Genomic DNA, 15,222 nt, shown 5'->3' with positions numbered 1-15,222 from the left:
GATCTGCCCTTTAAAATTTAACTACTCGGATAAAAATTTAACTATCTTATAAATTTGTCCTCATAGCTCAGCTGGATAGAGCGCAGAATTCCTAATTCTGAGGTCGTGAGTTCGAACCTCGCTGGGGACACCACTCATGCTTTTAATACCATGCAATAACAATCTTTTATAGAGTGCTTTTAATCATTTATATTTAGAATTCTTATTTTTATAAGTAGTTATCTTTGGCATATAAATAAATTTATTTTTTTAATGAATTATTTGTATGACCTTATTATCAATAAAATTTATCAACAAAAATTTTATATATTTAATAATCCATGCTAACATTTCAAAAATTTATTTAAGGAGAGTAGATGAAAAAATTTTTACTTTTAGGAGCCGTTTGTTGTATGTTGTCAGCCGATGTTAAAACTGTTAATATAAGCCCAGATGAGATCAAAAAATATGATCAGATTGTCGATATTAGAACTCCATCTGAGTGGCAAGAGACTGGCATCATAGCTGGTGCGAAGACCATCACTTTTGATCCAAGTAACAAGAGTGCATTTTTAGATGAGCTTTCAAAGGCGGTTGATATCAAAAAGCCTATCGCACTTATTTGTAGAAGTGGCAGAAGAAGCACGGCAGCAGCTGCAGCGATAGATAATTCAGATCTTAAGATTATAAATTTAGATGGTGGCATGAGTAGTTTAATCGAGCAAGGCTACAAAACTACGCCATATAAAAAATAAGCAAATCTCCAAATTCTACATTTGACTACAAGATAAATTTATTTTGTAGTCAAAATTTATACTAAATAATAAATTTTATTATTTGATTAACCAGTGATTAACTCTAACTACATATAATTTCACCACATTTAAATAATAAAAAAGGAGACACAAATGTCAAAAGTTATTTTACAGTTAAACACAATTCAGGCTGATGCGAATGCACTTTACATTAAATTTCATGATCTTCACTGGAATGTAAAAGGTATTCAATTTTTTAGCGTCCACGAATATACTGAAAAAGCTTATGAGGATATGAGTGAGATTTTTGATGACGCAGCTGAGAGAGCTCTTATGCTTGGTGGCAGACCTATTGTCAAGGCTGAGGAGCTAGCAAAAGTCGCTCACATCAAGCATGAGCCAAAAGAGAGCTACACTCCGACTGAAGTTTTAGAGATCGTTTTGGCTGACTACAAGCATCTTTTAGGCGAATTTAAAAAGCTTGATGAGCTTGCAGAGGGCGACACAACAACTCAGATGTACGCGCAAGATCAAATAGCGAAATTTGAAAAAGCCATCTGGATGCTAAACGCAACACTTGGCAAATAATCACAGCGGGAGCTCTCCCGCTTTACCCTAAATAAATTCTACCTTTTGGCGATATAGTTTTTATAAACTTATAGGAGCCAAATATGCAAATCAGTCAAATCGTAAGCTCATACAACACTTCAAGTGTAAAAGAAAATGTAAAATCAGAAATTTCACTTCACAAAGATGAAAAAGAGGTTTCTAAAAAGCAGCCCGAGGTTTCAAATTTAAGCGCAAAAGAGATCTCAAATAGCTATTTTTTGCAGTATCAAAAAGAGATCACTCAAAGCGCTAGCTCAAATTTACTAGCACAAGGTGGTCTAAGCTTTAACGTACCTGAAAATTTATCTGAAATTTTATCCGGCCTTGATCTAGCAAGTATCGGCTACGATGGCAAAGCTATAGGAGAGCTAAGCAGCGATGAGGCGAGTGAGCTAGTTAGTGAAAATGGCTTTTTTGGCATTGCGAATACAGCCGAGAGGATAGCTGGCTTTGTGCTAAATGGCGCAGGAGATGATATCGAGAAGCTAAAAGCTGGTAGAGAGGGCGTGGCAAAGGGCTTTGAGGACGCAAAGAAAATTTGGGGCGGAGAGCTACCTGAAATTTCACAAAAGACTATCGAAAAGACGCTTGAGACGCTTGACAAAAAGATCGCCGAGCTTGGTGGTAACGTCTTAAATGTATCAGCTTAAATTTCTTGGGACTCTCCCAAGAAATTTAAATATATTAATGTAAGCACAAAACTCAAATTTTAAAAACTCTCAAATTTTATTTAATCTTAAAAGCTATACTTTGCTCTTTATATTAAGGAGAAAAGATGAAAGCTAAAATTTTACTTCCTCTAGCAGTAGCCACTATGTTTTTGGGATGTTCATTTTTTGATGATAATCCACCAGTCCGCAAGCAACCAAGGCAAGCTACTAAAACTACACCTGCAAAAAGCTCCATCAAAGGCTTCATAAAAGATGTCAGCTATAAAGATTCGAAATACTGCTACGAGATAGTAGCCAGCGATGTGAAAAATCACAAACTAAACAAAGCAAATTTTTGTGCAAACAGATATTATTACGATAAGGGCGATCTTGTCTATGCGACTTTTTACGCAGATAAGCTCATAGACATGCTTCTTATAAAAGAGGGCGGCTCTAGGGGTGCATATAATGGCATAAGAAAACCACAAAATGAAGTAGTTGTAAAAAGAAAAAATATAAAAACAAATATCGAAGTACCAAAAGAGGAGAAAATTTCTTTTTAGATTACCGTTGATTTACTGCCAGCATATATAATTTCATCAGCAATCAAAACTAGAACTCCTTTTAAGGGGCAAAGCAACGGCCCCTTTTTCTTTTTATCCTCCTTTTTAAAGTCTCATTTGCGAAAGATAAATTATCAAAATATACCTCTTTTTGGTCAAAATCGGTAAACGATCGGTAACAAAAATGCAAAATTTTATGATTTTTTAAGCTTCATCTTAAAATTTATTGATTATAATCGTCAACACAAAAACCTTAAAAGGAGAAAAAATGAAACTAACAAAAATTAGTTTAGCCGCTTTGGTTGCTTTAGGCGCATTTTCAAGTGTAGCAAGTGCTACTCCACTTGAAGAAGCTATAAAAAACGTAGATCTTTCAGGATTTGCAAGATATAGATATACAAATACTAGAGATAAGAGTGCTAATGCTTATGCGACACCAGCAGAAGACAGAAATGAAGCAGGTCATGGATTTAGAATGATCACTGACTTTAAAGCTGCGATCGATGATAATTTTTATGGCGTTATTGGCTTAAGATACAATAAAGCTGATGGTTCAGGCGATAATGCAGGCAAAGGTACAGATAAAACAGATACAACAACAGCCTTTAATGTTTATCAATTCTATCTTGGTTATAAGATTGGTGGCACTACTGTAACAGCTGGTAAACAAGTTATAGGTTCATACTTTACTGATGATGCTGTAGGAACAGGTATTAAGGTAGTAAACCAAGATATAGAAGGTCTTACTTTAGCAGCAGCAGCTTTTGATGCTATCGAAGACAACGAAGATGAGAGTGATGGCACTTTATACGAAATAACAAAAGGTGTAAGATCGCTTGAAGCTTATGATGTTGGCAATCTATATGCTGCAGCTGTTATTGGCTCATACGATCCTATTAACTTCCAACTATGGTATGGTAGTCTAACAAACCTAGCTGATCTTCTTGCTGCTGATGTTTCTGCAAATTTTGCCATCAGTGACGATGTTAGCTTAGGTGGTAGAATCAACTATGTAAATAGCAATGCAGATATAGATGCAAAATCATTTGCGCCTTTATCTAAAAGCATAGATGCATCTAATGGCGTTGCAAACTACAATGATGGTAACTTCTATGCTGGTGAACTTACAGCTTCACTATTTGGTCTTGACGCAAGATTAGGTTATATGGGCTGGAAAGTTCAAGATAAAGGTGTAACATCTTTTGTTTTTGAAGATAAAGGTGGCCTAATAGATGTAGGTGAGCTTACACTTGATCCAACTTGGGCTGACGGTAAAGCTAATTTGATATATGCTACAGCTGGATATACATTTGATAAATTTACAGTTGGTGCAGATTACATAAAAGGTCATATTAAACATGCTGCAGCTGTTGGCAAAAATGGTAAAGAAAAAGTTGAAGAGATCACTCCAAGATTTGCTTATCAATATAGCAAAAAGCTAGAATTTAGCTCATACTATGCATTCAAAACTTCAAAATTTGCTGATCAAGACAAAAAGAAAGAAGATCAGTTCAGATTTGAAGCTAAATACTCATTCTAATTCATAGCTCGTTAATCAACTTATGATATAATCCCAGGTCGGAGCAATCTGATCCGGGATTTTTAAATTTAGAGCAAAATTTCAAGGAAACTCATGAAAAATATTAAAATTTCTTTTTTGGCGTGTTTTTTGGTGGCAAATGCTTTTGCAGCTTCTCAGGTTTATTATATTGAGGCTCGTGGTGAGTTTGGTAAAGAGCTTGCCGAAATGGCAAAAAAGCAGGCTAATGACAGAAATGAAAAAGTAAATGTCTATGTCGATGAAGATCCAAGACGCTATAAAGACAATAGAATTTTAAAATTTGGTGTTGATAGAAAAGGTAGATATAGTGTCTCTTTAGGAAAAGAGCTTTATGAGAAACAATGTGCTAGCTGCCATGGCGAAAGCGCAGACAAAAGACCATTTGGCTCAACACCACTTAAAAACATGGATGCTAAAGATATAGAAGACAGCATCATCTCTTATAGAAGTGACTCAAGCTTTGGTGGTAGCGGTAAAAACGTAATGCAAAACCAAGCTAAGATCATCTCAAACAATGATCTAGGTGCAATACTAGCTTATCTAAAAGGCAAAGATGCACTTGCAGATCAAGATACAAATGAAAATAAACCAGTTTCAACCGAAACAAAGCAGGGCAGTTATTTAAGATAAATTTCACTTCGGTAGCTTTGCCACAATATAAATAAAAGGAAGCAGATGTTAAATCCAAAAACATTATTTTTAAGTATGGGCTCAGCTATCGTTTTGATGATAATCTTTGCCGTAGCTAGCGGAGCCGCCACAATAATAGAGAGCAAAACCAGCACCGAAGCAGCTTGGTACTATGTTTATGGGGCTGGCTGGTTTGCGCTCATTCAACTACTTCTTGGTATAAATTTAGCCTTTAACATCTTTAGATACAACCTAATCGATCCTAAAAAACTTCCATCACTCATCTTTCACTTAGGTTTTATCATCATCTTAATAGGTGCTGGCATCACAAGATATCTTGGCTTTGAAGCTGATATGCATATACGTGAAAACACTGCTTCAAACGTTGTTAGCACGAAGGTTTCGTATATAAATTTAACAGCGCTTAACGACAAAGGCGAAGAAATCAGCTCAGCTATGCCTTTAGGGCTTGCTGATGTAAAGAAGGGCTTTGATCTAAAGCTAAAAACAGCAGACGGTGAGGCCAGTTTAAAATTTAAAGAATTTGTGCCAAATGCAAGTTATAAATTTGTAAATGATGATAGCGGAAAGCCTGTCGTTGAGTTTGTAGTCTCAAACGAGAGCGAAAGTGAAGAGATATTTTTACTTGAAGAAGAAGAGGCGAGGGTTGGGGATATTAGTTTTATCTTTAATGCTAAACCAGATGAAAATAAAAAATACGTTCTTTTTAGACTAAATGATGGAAATTTCACAGTTACTTCAAGTGTCGATCTTTCAAAATTTACTATGGCAGATAGCTCAAAAACTGAGCTAAAAGCTGGCAGCGTGAATGAATTTGGCACAGGTAGCTTATATACTATCTCAAATATAAATTTCGCCCCAAGGCTAGTCTCAGCGCACGCCACGAGAAAGCTAGTTAGCTCGAAGGATAGCGAGTTTAATGCGTTGATAGCTGAGCTAAACTACAAAGGTGAGAGTAGAGAGATGCATGTATTTTACAACCTAATGGAGCCTTCACGTATCGCTGTGGCTGGACAGAAATTTAACGCTTCATGGGGAGCTCAGCAGATAAAACTCCCATTTAGCCTCTACCTAAAGGACTTTGAGCTAAAAAGATATCCTGGCTCAAATTCTCCTATGAGCTACTCAAGCGAGGTTGTGGTAAAAGATGGCACAAATGATCCGGGGTTTGATTATAGAATTTATATGAACCACGTGCTTGATTATGATGGATATAGATTTTTCCAAAGCTCATACGATACTGACGAGAAAGGCACGATCCTCTCTGTCAATAAAGACCCAGGCAAGATCCCGACATATATCGGCTACTTTTTGCTAGGTCTTGGCTTCTTGCTAAATGTCATAAACCCTAACAGCCGCTTTAGAAAGCTAGCTAAACTAATAGATAATGAATCAACAAAAAGCGGTAAAAAAGTGGCTGCGCTCATAGCGGTTTTACTTTTGGGCTTAAATTTTAGCCCGCTAAAGGCAGAGGACTTCTTGCCGCATATCAGCAAAGAGCATGCTGACAAGCTTGCTAGACTCATCGTGCAAAGTCCAGATGGCAGGATGAAGCCATTTGATACGCTTAGCAAAGAGGTTTTAAACAAAATTCACAGAGGCGAGAGCATAGGTAGCCTAAATTCAAACCAAGCGATGCTTTCTATAATGGTAACGCCTGATTTTTGGCGAAATGAGAAGATCATCGCACTTGGTCAAAGCAAGGAGCTAAAAAAAGAGCTAGACGTCGATGAAAATGCAAGATACGCAAGCTTTGATGAATTTTTTAAAGCGACAAAAGATGGCGGAAGCGAGTATAAACTAACAAAATTTGCCGAGATAGCAAACCGCAAACACCCAGGCTCACGCAATACTTTCGACAAAGATGTGATAAAGATCGACGAGAGACTAAATGTATTTTATATGATATTTATCGGTGAAATTTTCAAAATTTTCCCAAAACAAGATGATCCGTCAAATTCTTGGTATTCGCCAGCTAGTGCGATGATGTACTTCTCGCCAAAAGAGGCTGAGCTAGTAGTTGGCATGATGAGAGAGTATTTTTCAGCTGTTGATGCAGCCACAAAAGATAATGACTGGAGTAAGGCGGATGCGGCGCTTGAGAAAATTTCAGCCTATCAGCACAAATACGGCTCTGCCGTCATGCCAAGTGAGAAAAAAATAGATATAGAAATTTTATTTAATAAATTTCAAGTATTTGACCGCTTGACGCCGATATATCTTTTGGCTGGTCTTGCTCTTTTACTATTTGTTTTCGTCAAGATGTTAGCGCCAAAAGTGCAGATAAATGGCATAGTTAAAGCTGTATATATTATAAATTTACTAGCTTTTCTTGCGCACACAGCTGGACTTGGCCTTCGCTGGTATATCGCTGAGCACGCCCCTTGGAGTAACGCCTACGAGTCGATGGTCTATATCGCTTGGGCGCTTGGTCTATCTGGCATCATCTTTGCAAAACGCAGTCCGATCGCACTTGCGCTTACATCTATATTAGCTGGCGTTACGCTATTTGTTGCACACCTTAGCTGGATGGATCCGCAGATCACGACACTTGTGCCTGTACTTCAGAGCTACTGGCTAACTATCCACGTCTCTATCATAACTGCAAGTTATGGATTTTTAGGTCTTTGCTCACTGCTTGGTGGCTTTACTTTGCTACTTATCATCTTGCAAAATAAGAAAAAGTCAAATGCAGAGATCGCGCGTAATATCACTGAAGCAACGCGTATAAATGAGATGGCGATGATACTAGGTCTTAGCTTGCTCACACTTGGAAACTTTTTAGGTGGTGTCTGGGCGAATGAGAGCTGGGGTAGATACTGGGGCTGGGACAGCAAGGAGACTTGGGCGCTAGTTTCGATCCTTGTCTATGCAGCAGTGCTTCACATGAGATTTATACCAAAGCTTAATAATCAATACGCATTTGCTGTTGCATCATTTTTTGCCTATTGGTCGATCATAATGACCTATTTTGGGGTAAATTTCTATCTAGCTGGCATGCACTCATACGCAGCTGGAGATCCGCTTCCAGTGCCTGATTTTGTCTGGATAAGCATCGCCATTATGATAGCGATGAGCGTTCTTGCATTTACGAAACGCTCTCTTTGCATAAGGTTATAGATGCTTCTTAAAGGCTTGATAGTCTTTTTTATTTTTTTGCTTATAGTGGCCATTTGCGCGCTAGTCTATCTTTTGCTAAAAAACAAAGATCATCAAGTCTTGGCAAGAGGGCTAGAGCCTGAGAGCGAAGAAGAGATCACGATCGAAAAGCTTGAAGAACTTGCTGGTGATAAAACTCTAAGCAAAAACGAGCTTTTCGAGCTTATACAAATTTTTGGAGAGAAATTTATAATACCAGCGAAAAAAAATCAGGTTGCTCCAAAAGAAGCTAGCAACTACATAAATTTTATAATCCTAATCTGCTCTCATCAAAATGCCGATGCAAAGCTTATTAGCTTTTTAGACAAAGAGGCTAAAAAGAAAAATCCAAGCTATGTTGCAGAGATCGAAGATAGCGAGAGGATAGGTATAGAAAACCGCAAAAATCGCAGGTAAATTTAGCTTTTTTAAATTTAAGAACGCAAAACATCGTTAGCAAAACTCAAATTTACAAAGCAAAAATAGGAGCGCAACTTGGATATAAGTGATCTCTATGCTAGTTTGGTCTTTTTGCCGGTAGTTTTAGCTATTTTGTTGATGATCTTTGCTGGCAGGCGAAATATAAAAGTCTATGTGAGTAAATTTGATCTAGTTGGGCTGCATCTAGTTTTCCCATTTATAATATTTCCCATCTTTGTAGCTATCTTTTGTGCAGTATGTGAGTATTTAGGCGTTTCAAACGATGATGGGCTAGCTTATATTTTTTACACTATACTTTTTATAATAGCTATTTACGCCGTTTTTGGCTTTTACGTTTGCATTAAATATAATCATGGCTTTTTAAACTGCTTTTGGGTACTTCTTTTAAGATTTAACTTCATGACCCCGCTTGTTTATTTGCTGTTTTTGGGTGGTAAAGGACGTGACAAAAATGGCAATGAGATAACCCCTGAAAATGTGAAAAATTTAAGCATTTTTAAAGAGCTAAAATTTTCACTTTATAATATGATTGTCTTTAGAAAAATTCACGACAAAGAGAAATTTGCAGGCAGGGATGAGAAAAATTTTAGCGACAAAGTTCTCATCTCAAAAGAGGTTTAAAATAAAAAACAGAGAGGGCTAAATCTAAAAAGAGCCAGCAAGATAGCTAGCCCAGCTTACGGCAAAACTACGCCAAATTTCATAGCCACACCATATATCATCGCGCTAATAATGCCAGCGAAAAATCCAGCGACCATATCATCACCCATGACGCCAAGTCCGCCCTTTACGTTGCGGTCGATCCGGCCAATGATCGATGGTTTTTTGATGTCAAGCACTCTAAAAAGTACTAGAGAAAGAACTAGCTGTGAGATCGTCGCTCCGCTAATGGCGATAGCAAGCCAAACGCCAGCAACTTCATCGATCACGATAAAGCTTTCGTCGTGCGAATTTACCTTTTTTTCAAAATCATCAATAACACTAATGCTTACCAAAAACAGCAAAATGCTAGCCAGTAAAAGCGTGGTCGCTGAGAAAAAATATAACACAAAATAAGCTGCCACAGCACCAGCCACCGAGCCCCAAGTGCCAGGCGCCTTTGGTAAAAGTCCAAATCCAAAAAATGTCAAAAATAGCTTTTGCATAAATTTCCTTAAGTGAGTGATGATGTCTGATAAAGCTTCATTAGCTCCTCGTAAAAGTCGCGATCAGTCTTGTTTTCAAGTAGCCCAGAATTTACAAAGAGATCGTCACAGAGCTTTTGTATATCTTTAAAGCGATTTACAAAGAGCTTGCTTAAGATGAGCGCTGAAATTTCAGGTCTTACTAGTATGGCTGGCGGCATTATGCCATTAAATAGCAGCTCTTTGATCACGTCTGGGTGGTATTTGATCTGGTGGTGCTGACCGTGTGGGCAGCTTTTGGTGCTAACTAGCGTCTTGCACTTGTTGCAATAAACCAGCTCAGGCAGGACGATCACGTCTAAATTTAGGTCGTTTTTGTAGATATCAAGGATCGTGTGCGCCTCGTTGTGGTCAAAGAACATGCCAATGCCTGAGTGGTTTTGTCCGATGACTAGCTTGTTTGCGCCAAGCCTTGAGGCCGCGATGCACTCAAGCGTTGGGTTGGCGTGCGAGCTAAAAAGGGTCGTGTTTTTTAGTGCGAAAACAAAGACCTTTTTTGTTGGCAGATAGTTTTGGTTAAAAAAGTCAAGCACCTGCTTTCTGATCTCGTAATCAATATGCCTCTCTTCGCGCGTTCTTACTAGAAAAACAACCACGAGATCGGCCTTGTCGATGGTCATCCTAACTAGGCGTTCATGCGCGCGGTTAAATGGATCAGCTGTTAAAAAGACAGCCGTTATTTTCTTGGCGCCACTCTCTTTTATCAGCTCATTTAGCGCATCTTTGCTTATTTGGAGGCTCTCATCATATAGCTCAAACTCGCCACTTATGCCGTATTTGCCCAAATTTAGTGACATTTCGCTGTTTGACTCATTTGCTAAAAATATATTTTTAGCTCGCATACTCTCGTCAAATTTAAAGACCTTTGCCACGTCGATGTGCCCAACGATCTTGCCGTCCATATTTAAATTTACTCTTTGACCAGCATGCAGCTTGCTAGCGATATTTTGATTGACCTCGCCAAATGGCGCAAAGCCAAAAGAGTAGGGCATCGGCTCGCCGTTAAAGTAGCCCTTTTTTGCCACCTCTTTGATCTGCTCGTCATCCATCAGGGCGCTAAAATTTGAGAGAATTTTGTTTTTGATAAGCTCTAAGGCGCCATAAACTTCGGTGTTTATAGAAATTTCACTATTTTTTCTTGCTGACGTCATATTTCTTTCTCTTTTCCCAAAGTGATTTTCTAGAAATTCCAAGCTTTTTGCTTAGCTCGGTGTCGGGGAATTTATCTTGATAATTAACGATGATATATTTTATATATTCATCGATCGTGACGATCTCGCCGATGTCAAAGTTTTTATCTCTGATAGATAGTTCAACCTCGTCAAATGGCGCACTTTGCGCAAAATCGCTAGTTTGGATAGCTACTTTTTTCTTTTTGCAAAGCTCTAAAATTTTCTCTTTTTCATCATCTTTTAGCTCTTCAAGGTTTGTGATGTATATTAGCTCGTTGCCACTTTGAGAAAGTGCTTTTTCAAGCTCGCTAAAACAGGCTTTGCCCAAAAACAAAAATGGCGTTTTGTTTGCCTTTACATAGTTAAAGATAAATTTATCGCTGTAGCCATTTTTGCTTGATTTTAAAAGAAGTGGAAATTTGATTTTTTTAGCTTCAAAACAAGGTATCTCGTAGTCTTTTAGGGCGAAATTTATATAGTTTTCATAGTTTTTGATCTCATTTTTGAAATTTCTAAATTCCTCAAAATGCCTTATCTTTCTAACAAGCTCTTCTATCATAAATGGCTTTTGGATGTAATCCACCGCGCCCGCTTGTATCGGTTTTAGCACGGTGTCGCTGTTGATGTAGGCGATGAGTAAGATGATGATAGAACTTTTAAATTTCTCTATGACTGGGTAGAAGTCCTGCCCCGGGAGTGTGGTAGAAAGTAACACTACGTCAAAATTTTCAAATTTCAAAGCCTCTTTGACGCTCTTTGCGATTTCGCAGTCGTAGCCAAAGTCAGCTAGTTTGCTAGCCATCGAGCCAGCTAGGTAAATTTCGTTTTCTACTATTAAAATTTTCATATTTGTGTCCAGTTGTAAAATTTAAGGCTAGCGCTTGCCATGACAGCGATCCCTTCGCATCTGCCGACAAAGCCAAGCCCTTCAGTCGTCGTCGCCTTTACATTTATGCGGTTCTGGCTTAAGCTTAAAGCCTGTGCGATGGTTGCCTCCATTTTTGATTTTAGCCTTGAGATTTTTGGCTTTTGCGCCATTATCGTGATATCAGCGTTTGTTAGCACAAAGCCAACACTTTGTACTCTTTTGTAGGCCTCCTGCAGCAAGTAAATAGAGCTAATATCTTTAAATTTAGCGTCCGTATCAGGAAAGAGCTCGCCTATGTCGCCAAGCCCAGCAGCTCCTAGGATTGCGTCTGTTAGTGCATGAAGTGCCACGTCGCCGTCGCTGTGAGCCTTTAGCCCAAACTCATAGTCGATCTTTTCGCCACAAAGCACAAGCGGACGACCCTTTTCAAACTCGTGCACATCAAAGCCGTTGCCGACAAAGACCTCATTTTCTGGTGCTTTTAGGGCTGAAATTTTGGCAAGATCCTCTTTAAAAGTGATCTTTCTAGCCATCTCATCGCCCAAAATGTGCCAAACACTTGCGCCAATGGCTCTCATGGCCGAGCTATCATCTGTGTAAATTTCAGCGCCGCTAAGAGCTTTTTTAAGAAGTGCTGTGCGCGAGAGCTGCGGCGTTTGGATAAGTTTTACCTTTTCTCTATCGATTGCATTTTCGCCAAGATAGGCTGTGTCAGCGATCTTTAGCGCAGGGACTACGCAGTCAGCCTGAGCGGCTGCCTCGATGATCTTGTGAAAGAGCTCGCTTGATATGCAAGGGCGCGCGATGTCGCTAACTAGGACAAATTCGCTACTTACTAGCTCAAGAGCGTTTTTTAAGCTATCTTGTCTTGTCTCGCCGCCATCAACAAATTTATAGTTTGGAGCAAATTTAGACATATATTTACACTCTTTACTAACGACGATGATCTCTTTAAATGTGTAAAAGTTACTCAAATTTTTAGTGGCAAATAGCCAAAGTGGATCGCTGCCGATGCGAAGCCATTGCTTCTTTACAGGTAGCTCAAAACGGCTGGAATTTCCTGCTCCTAGCATTATAAGTGAGATATCAAGCAAGGTAGCTCCTTTGAAGATTGTTACGGAATTATACATTCTAAAACTTGAAAAAATCTTTTTAAAAAAGAGTAGAAATTTAGATTTATTTAGTTAGTTCAAATATAAAAAGGACTAAAATTAGCTTTTTTATAAATTTAAAAAGGCTACTCATGAGAGAAAAGACGCAGATGTATTATGCTAGGCGAGGTGAGCTCACAAAGGAGATGAGCTATGTGGCTATGCTCGAGGGGATAGGCGAAAATTTAGTGATGGACGAGGTGGCAAACGGCAGGATCATCATCCCAGCAAATGTAAATCATATAAATTTAAAGCCAATGGGCATAGGCAGAAAGCTAAAGACAAAGGTTAATGCAAATATCGGCAACTCAAGCCTAAGCAGTGACATTTGCGCGGAGCTAAGAAAGCTTGAAATTTGCTTAGAATTTGGCGCTGATACGGTTATGGATCTAAGCACAGACGGCGATTTGGATGCCATTAGAAGTGCGATCATAGAGCATTCAAGCGTGCCTGTGGGAACGGTGCCTATGTATGAAATTTTAAAAGAGGCAAAAGAGGTTACAAATATCACAAATGAGCTAATTTTAAGCGTGCTAGAGAAACAAGCAAAGCAAGGGGTTAGTTACTTTACGATACACGCTGGCTTTTTGCGTGAGTTTTTACCGCTTGTTAAAAAGCGCAAAATGGGCATAGTTAGCCGTGGTGGCAGCCTAAGTGCTAGCTACATGTCAAAGCTAAATAGGCAAAATCCTTTCTATGAAATTTTTGATCAAATTTTAGAAATTTGCGCTAAATACGACGTCTCGCTCTCGCTTGGTGACGGACTTCGCCCAGGATGTCTTTACGACGCGACAGACGAGGCGCAGCTTAGTGAGCTAAAAGTGCTTGGAGAGCTAACACTTCGTGCGTGGCAGAAAGATGTTCAGGTGATGATAGAGGGCCCTGGTCATGTGCCATTAAGTCAAATTGAGTATAATATGAAAATCGAACAAGAGCTCTGCCATGACGCCCCATTTTACGTGCTTGGACCGCTTGTTAGCGATATCGGTGCGGGGTATGATCATATTACCTCGGCGATAGGTGGTACGATGGCGGCATATCACGGCGCTAGCATGCTTTGCTATGTGACGCAAAAAGAGCACCTAGGACTACCAAATGAAAATGACGTAAGAGAGGGCATCGTAGCTCACAAGATAGCAGCTCATGCCGCAGACGTCGCACTTGGTAAGGCTGGAGCTATCGAAAAAGACCATGAGATGAGTGACGCTAGATATGCGTTTGACTGGAATAAGCAGTTTGAGCTTAGCTTTGATCCAAAAAAGGCTAGAGAGCTTCACGATGAGAGCTTGCCAGAAGATACGTTTAAGAGCGCTCATTTTTGTTCGATGTGCGGACCAAAATTTTGTGCATATAAAATTTCAAAAGATCTAGAAAAAGGAGAAAAATGTTAAATAAAGAAGAGGTCTTAAATAGACTAAAAGGCGTCATATATCCGGGATTTGAAAAGGATATAGTTAGTTTTGGCTTTGTAAAAAATATCGAATTTGGCGATAAAATTTTAATCGAAGTCGAGATCGTTAGCTCAAATCCTGATGTGGCAAACGAGCTAAAAACAGATATCAAACGTGTCATGGGATCAAATGAGTACGTGCTAAATTTGATCCAGCCAAAGATACCTGAGGAGAAAAGTAACACTCAAAGTGGCAAAAATATCGCGCCTCAAGTTAAAAATTTCGTAATGGTAAGCTCTGGAAAAGGCGGCGTTGGTAAATCAACCACAACGCTAAATTTAGCCATCTCAATGGCAAAACTAGGCAAAAAAGTGGGAATTTTAGACGCTGACATCTACGGACCAAATATCCCAAGGATGCTTGGTGAAGTAAATACTCAGCCACAAGTCGTTGGCAACAAACTAAAGCCGATACTTAGTCACGGCGTGGAGATGATGAGTATGGGCGTTTTGATGGAAGAGGGTATGAGCCTTATCTGGCGTGGCTCGATGATCATGAAAGCGATCGAGCAGCTGCTAAGAGATGTGCTTTGGAGCGAGCTTGATGTCTTGTTTCTCGATATGCCTCCAGGAACGGGCGACGCGCAGCTTACCCTTGCTCAAAGCGTGCCAGTAACGGCAGGCGTATGCGTCACAACGCCTCAAGTGGTCGCACTTGACGATAGCAAACGTGCGCTTGATATGTTTGAGAAGCTTCACATCCCAATCGCTGGTGTCATAGAGAACATGAGTGGCTTTATCTGCCCAGATAACGGCAAAGAGTATGATATCTTTGGCAAAGGCACGACCGAAGAGGTAGCAAAGGCTTATAACACTCAAATTTTAGCCGAAATTCCTATCGAGCCAGCGGTTAGAGTGGGCGGCGATAGTGGCAAGCCAGTGAGCTTTTACGAGCCAAACTCAGTCACTGCAAAACGCTACGAGAGCGCAGCTGCAAGGCTTTGGGAGATAATAGAAAATATAAATAACGGCGGCGGAGCTGATAACTCAGCGATCCAACCAGTAAATGACGGCAAGAGTGCTTGCTCGAAGTAAATTTGCAAAAGATAA

The 15,222-nt window shown here is 39.4% G+C and carries 15 protein-coding genes and 1 tRNA gene; 12 read left to right on the top strand and 4 right to left on the bottom strand.

From position 1 onward, the window contains the following. Positions 1-56: 56 nt before the first annotated feature. The 10 genes from CYP26_RS09905 to CYP26_RS09860 all read left to right on the top strand — a co-directional run bounded on the left by CYP26_RS09905 (position 57) and on the right by CYP26_RS09860 (position 8,968). A tRNA-Arg gene (locus CYP26_RS09905) sits at positions 57-133 on the top strand. Between the two features lie 223 nt (positions 134-356). After that, complete coding sequence (locus CYP26_RS09900) at positions 357-734, top strand: rhodanese-like domain-containing protein (RefSeq protein ID WP_103631264.1); 378 nt, start codon at positions 357-359, stop codon at positions 732-734. A 153-nt stretch (positions 735-887) separates the two neighbouring features. Next, positions 888-1,322 carry a Dps family protein gene (locus tag CYP26_RS09895; RefSeq protein WP_009294499.1) on the top strand — a complete coding sequence of 145 codons (435 nt, stop codon included), beginning with the start codon at positions 888-890 and terminating at the stop codon, positions 1,320-1,322. Between the two features lie 83 nt (positions 1,323-1,405). Beyond that, positions 1,406-1,993: a hydrogenase-4 component G gene (locus CYP26_RS09890; RefSeq protein WP_103631263.1), complete on the top strand. Its 588-nt coding sequence runs from the start codon at positions 1,406-1,408 to the stop codon at positions 1,991-1,993. Positions 1,994-2,118: 125 nt separating this feature from the next. Further along, complete coding sequence (locus CYP26_RS09885) at positions 2,119-2,556, top strand: hypothetical protein (RefSeq protein WP_002941161.1); 438 nt, start codon at positions 2,119-2,121, stop codon at positions 2,554-2,556. Positions 2,557-2,824: 268 nt separating this feature from the next. Further along, positions 2,825-4,096, top strand: a complete 1,272-nt coding sequence (locus CYP26_RS09880) for an OprD family outer membrane porin (protein ID WP_103631262.1) — start codon at positions 2,825-2,827, stop codon at positions 4,094-4,096. Between the two features lie 93 nt (positions 4,097-4,189). After that, positions 4,190-4,747, top strand: coding sequence for a c-type cytochrome (locus CYP26_RS09875; RefSeq protein WP_103631261.1), 558 nt, complete (start codon positions 4,190-4,192; stop codon positions 4,745-4,747). Between the two features lie 45 nt (positions 4,748-4,792). Further along, positions 4,793-7,888, top strand: coding sequence for a cytochrome c biogenesis protein CcsA (gene ccsA, locus CYP26_RS09870; RefSeq protein WP_103631260.1), 3,096 nt, complete (start codon positions 4,793-4,795; stop codon positions 7,886-7,888). Further along, the gene (locus CYP26_RS09865) at positions 7,889-8,323 is read left to right on the top strand and encodes a fatty-acid CoA ligase (protein ID WP_012001513.1); all 435 of its coding nucleotides are present in this window, start codon (positions 7,889-7,891) and stop codon (positions 8,321-8,323) included. It abuts the gene before it with no gap. Positions 8,324-8,401: 78 nt separating this feature from the next. Beyond that, on the top strand, positions 8,402-8,968 hold the full coding sequence (locus CYP26_RS09860) for a hypothetical protein (protein ID WP_103631259.1): 567 nt from the start codon (positions 8,402-8,404) through the stop codon (positions 8,966-8,968). 56 nt (positions 8,969-9,024) lie between these two features. Here CYP26_RS09860 and CYP26_RS09855 read toward each other — a convergent pair whose 3' ends face one another. Genes CYP26_RS09855 through CYP26_RS09840 form a run of 4 tightly spaced genes read right to left on the bottom strand, consistent with a single transcriptional unit; the run spans position 9,025 to position 12,665 of the window. Beyond that, positions 9,025-9,492, bottom strand: coding sequence for a phosphatidylglycerophosphatase A family protein (locus tag CYP26_RS09855; protein WP_103558370.1), 468 nt, complete (start codon positions 9,490-9,492; stop codon positions 9,025-9,027). Positions 9,493-9,500: 8 nt separating this feature from the next. Beyond that, positions 9,501-10,682 (bottom strand): sulfate adenylyltransferase, encoded by a 1,182-nt coding sequence (locus tag CYP26_RS09850; protein ID WP_103631258.1) that lies wholly within the window; start codon positions 10,680-10,682, stop codon positions 9,501-9,503. Further along, positions 10,660-11,550, bottom strand: coding sequence for a response regulator (locus CYP26_RS09845; RefSeq protein WP_103631257.1), 891 nt, complete (start codon positions 11,548-11,550; stop codon positions 10,660-10,662). Before CYP26_RS09845 ends, CYP26_RS09850 begins: the two co-directional genes overlap by 23 nt. Beyond that, positions 11,547-12,665: a bifunctional 2-C-methyl-D-erythritol 4-phosphate cytidylyltransferase/2-C-methyl-D-erythritol 2,4-cyclodiphosphate synthase gene (locus tag CYP26_RS09840; RefSeq protein ID WP_103631256.1), complete on the bottom strand. Its 1,119-nt coding sequence runs from the start codon at positions 12,663-12,665 to the stop codon at positions 11,547-11,549. The genes CYP26_RS09845 and CYP26_RS09840 overlap by 4 nt, the downstream gene beginning before the upstream one ends. Positions 12,666-12,814: 149 nt before the next feature. Between CYP26_RS09840 and thiC the strand changes: the two genes are divergently transcribed. Further along, positions 12,815-14,113 (top strand): phosphomethylpyrimidine synthase ThiC, encoded by a 1,299-nt coding sequence (gene thiC / locus CYP26_RS09835; protein WP_103631255.1) that lies wholly within the window; start codon positions 12,815-12,817, stop codon positions 14,111-14,113. Then, positions 14,107-15,207 (top strand): Mrp/NBP35 family ATP-binding protein, encoded by a 1,101-nt coding sequence (locus CYP26_RS09830; protein ID WP_103631254.1) that lies wholly within the window; start codon positions 14,107-14,109, stop codon positions 15,205-15,207. Before thiC ends, CYP26_RS09830 begins: the two co-directional genes overlap by 7 nt. The last annotated feature ends 15 nt before the right edge of the window (positions 15,208-15,222 follow it).

Source organism: Campylobacter concisus, from assembly GCF_002913225.1.
GTDB classification, from domain to species: Bacteria; Campylobacterota; Campylobacteria; order Campylobacterales; family Campylobacteraceae; genus Campylobacter_A; species Campylobacter_A concisus_J.
This window is presented reverse-complemented; position numbering and strand designations above follow the sequence as displayed.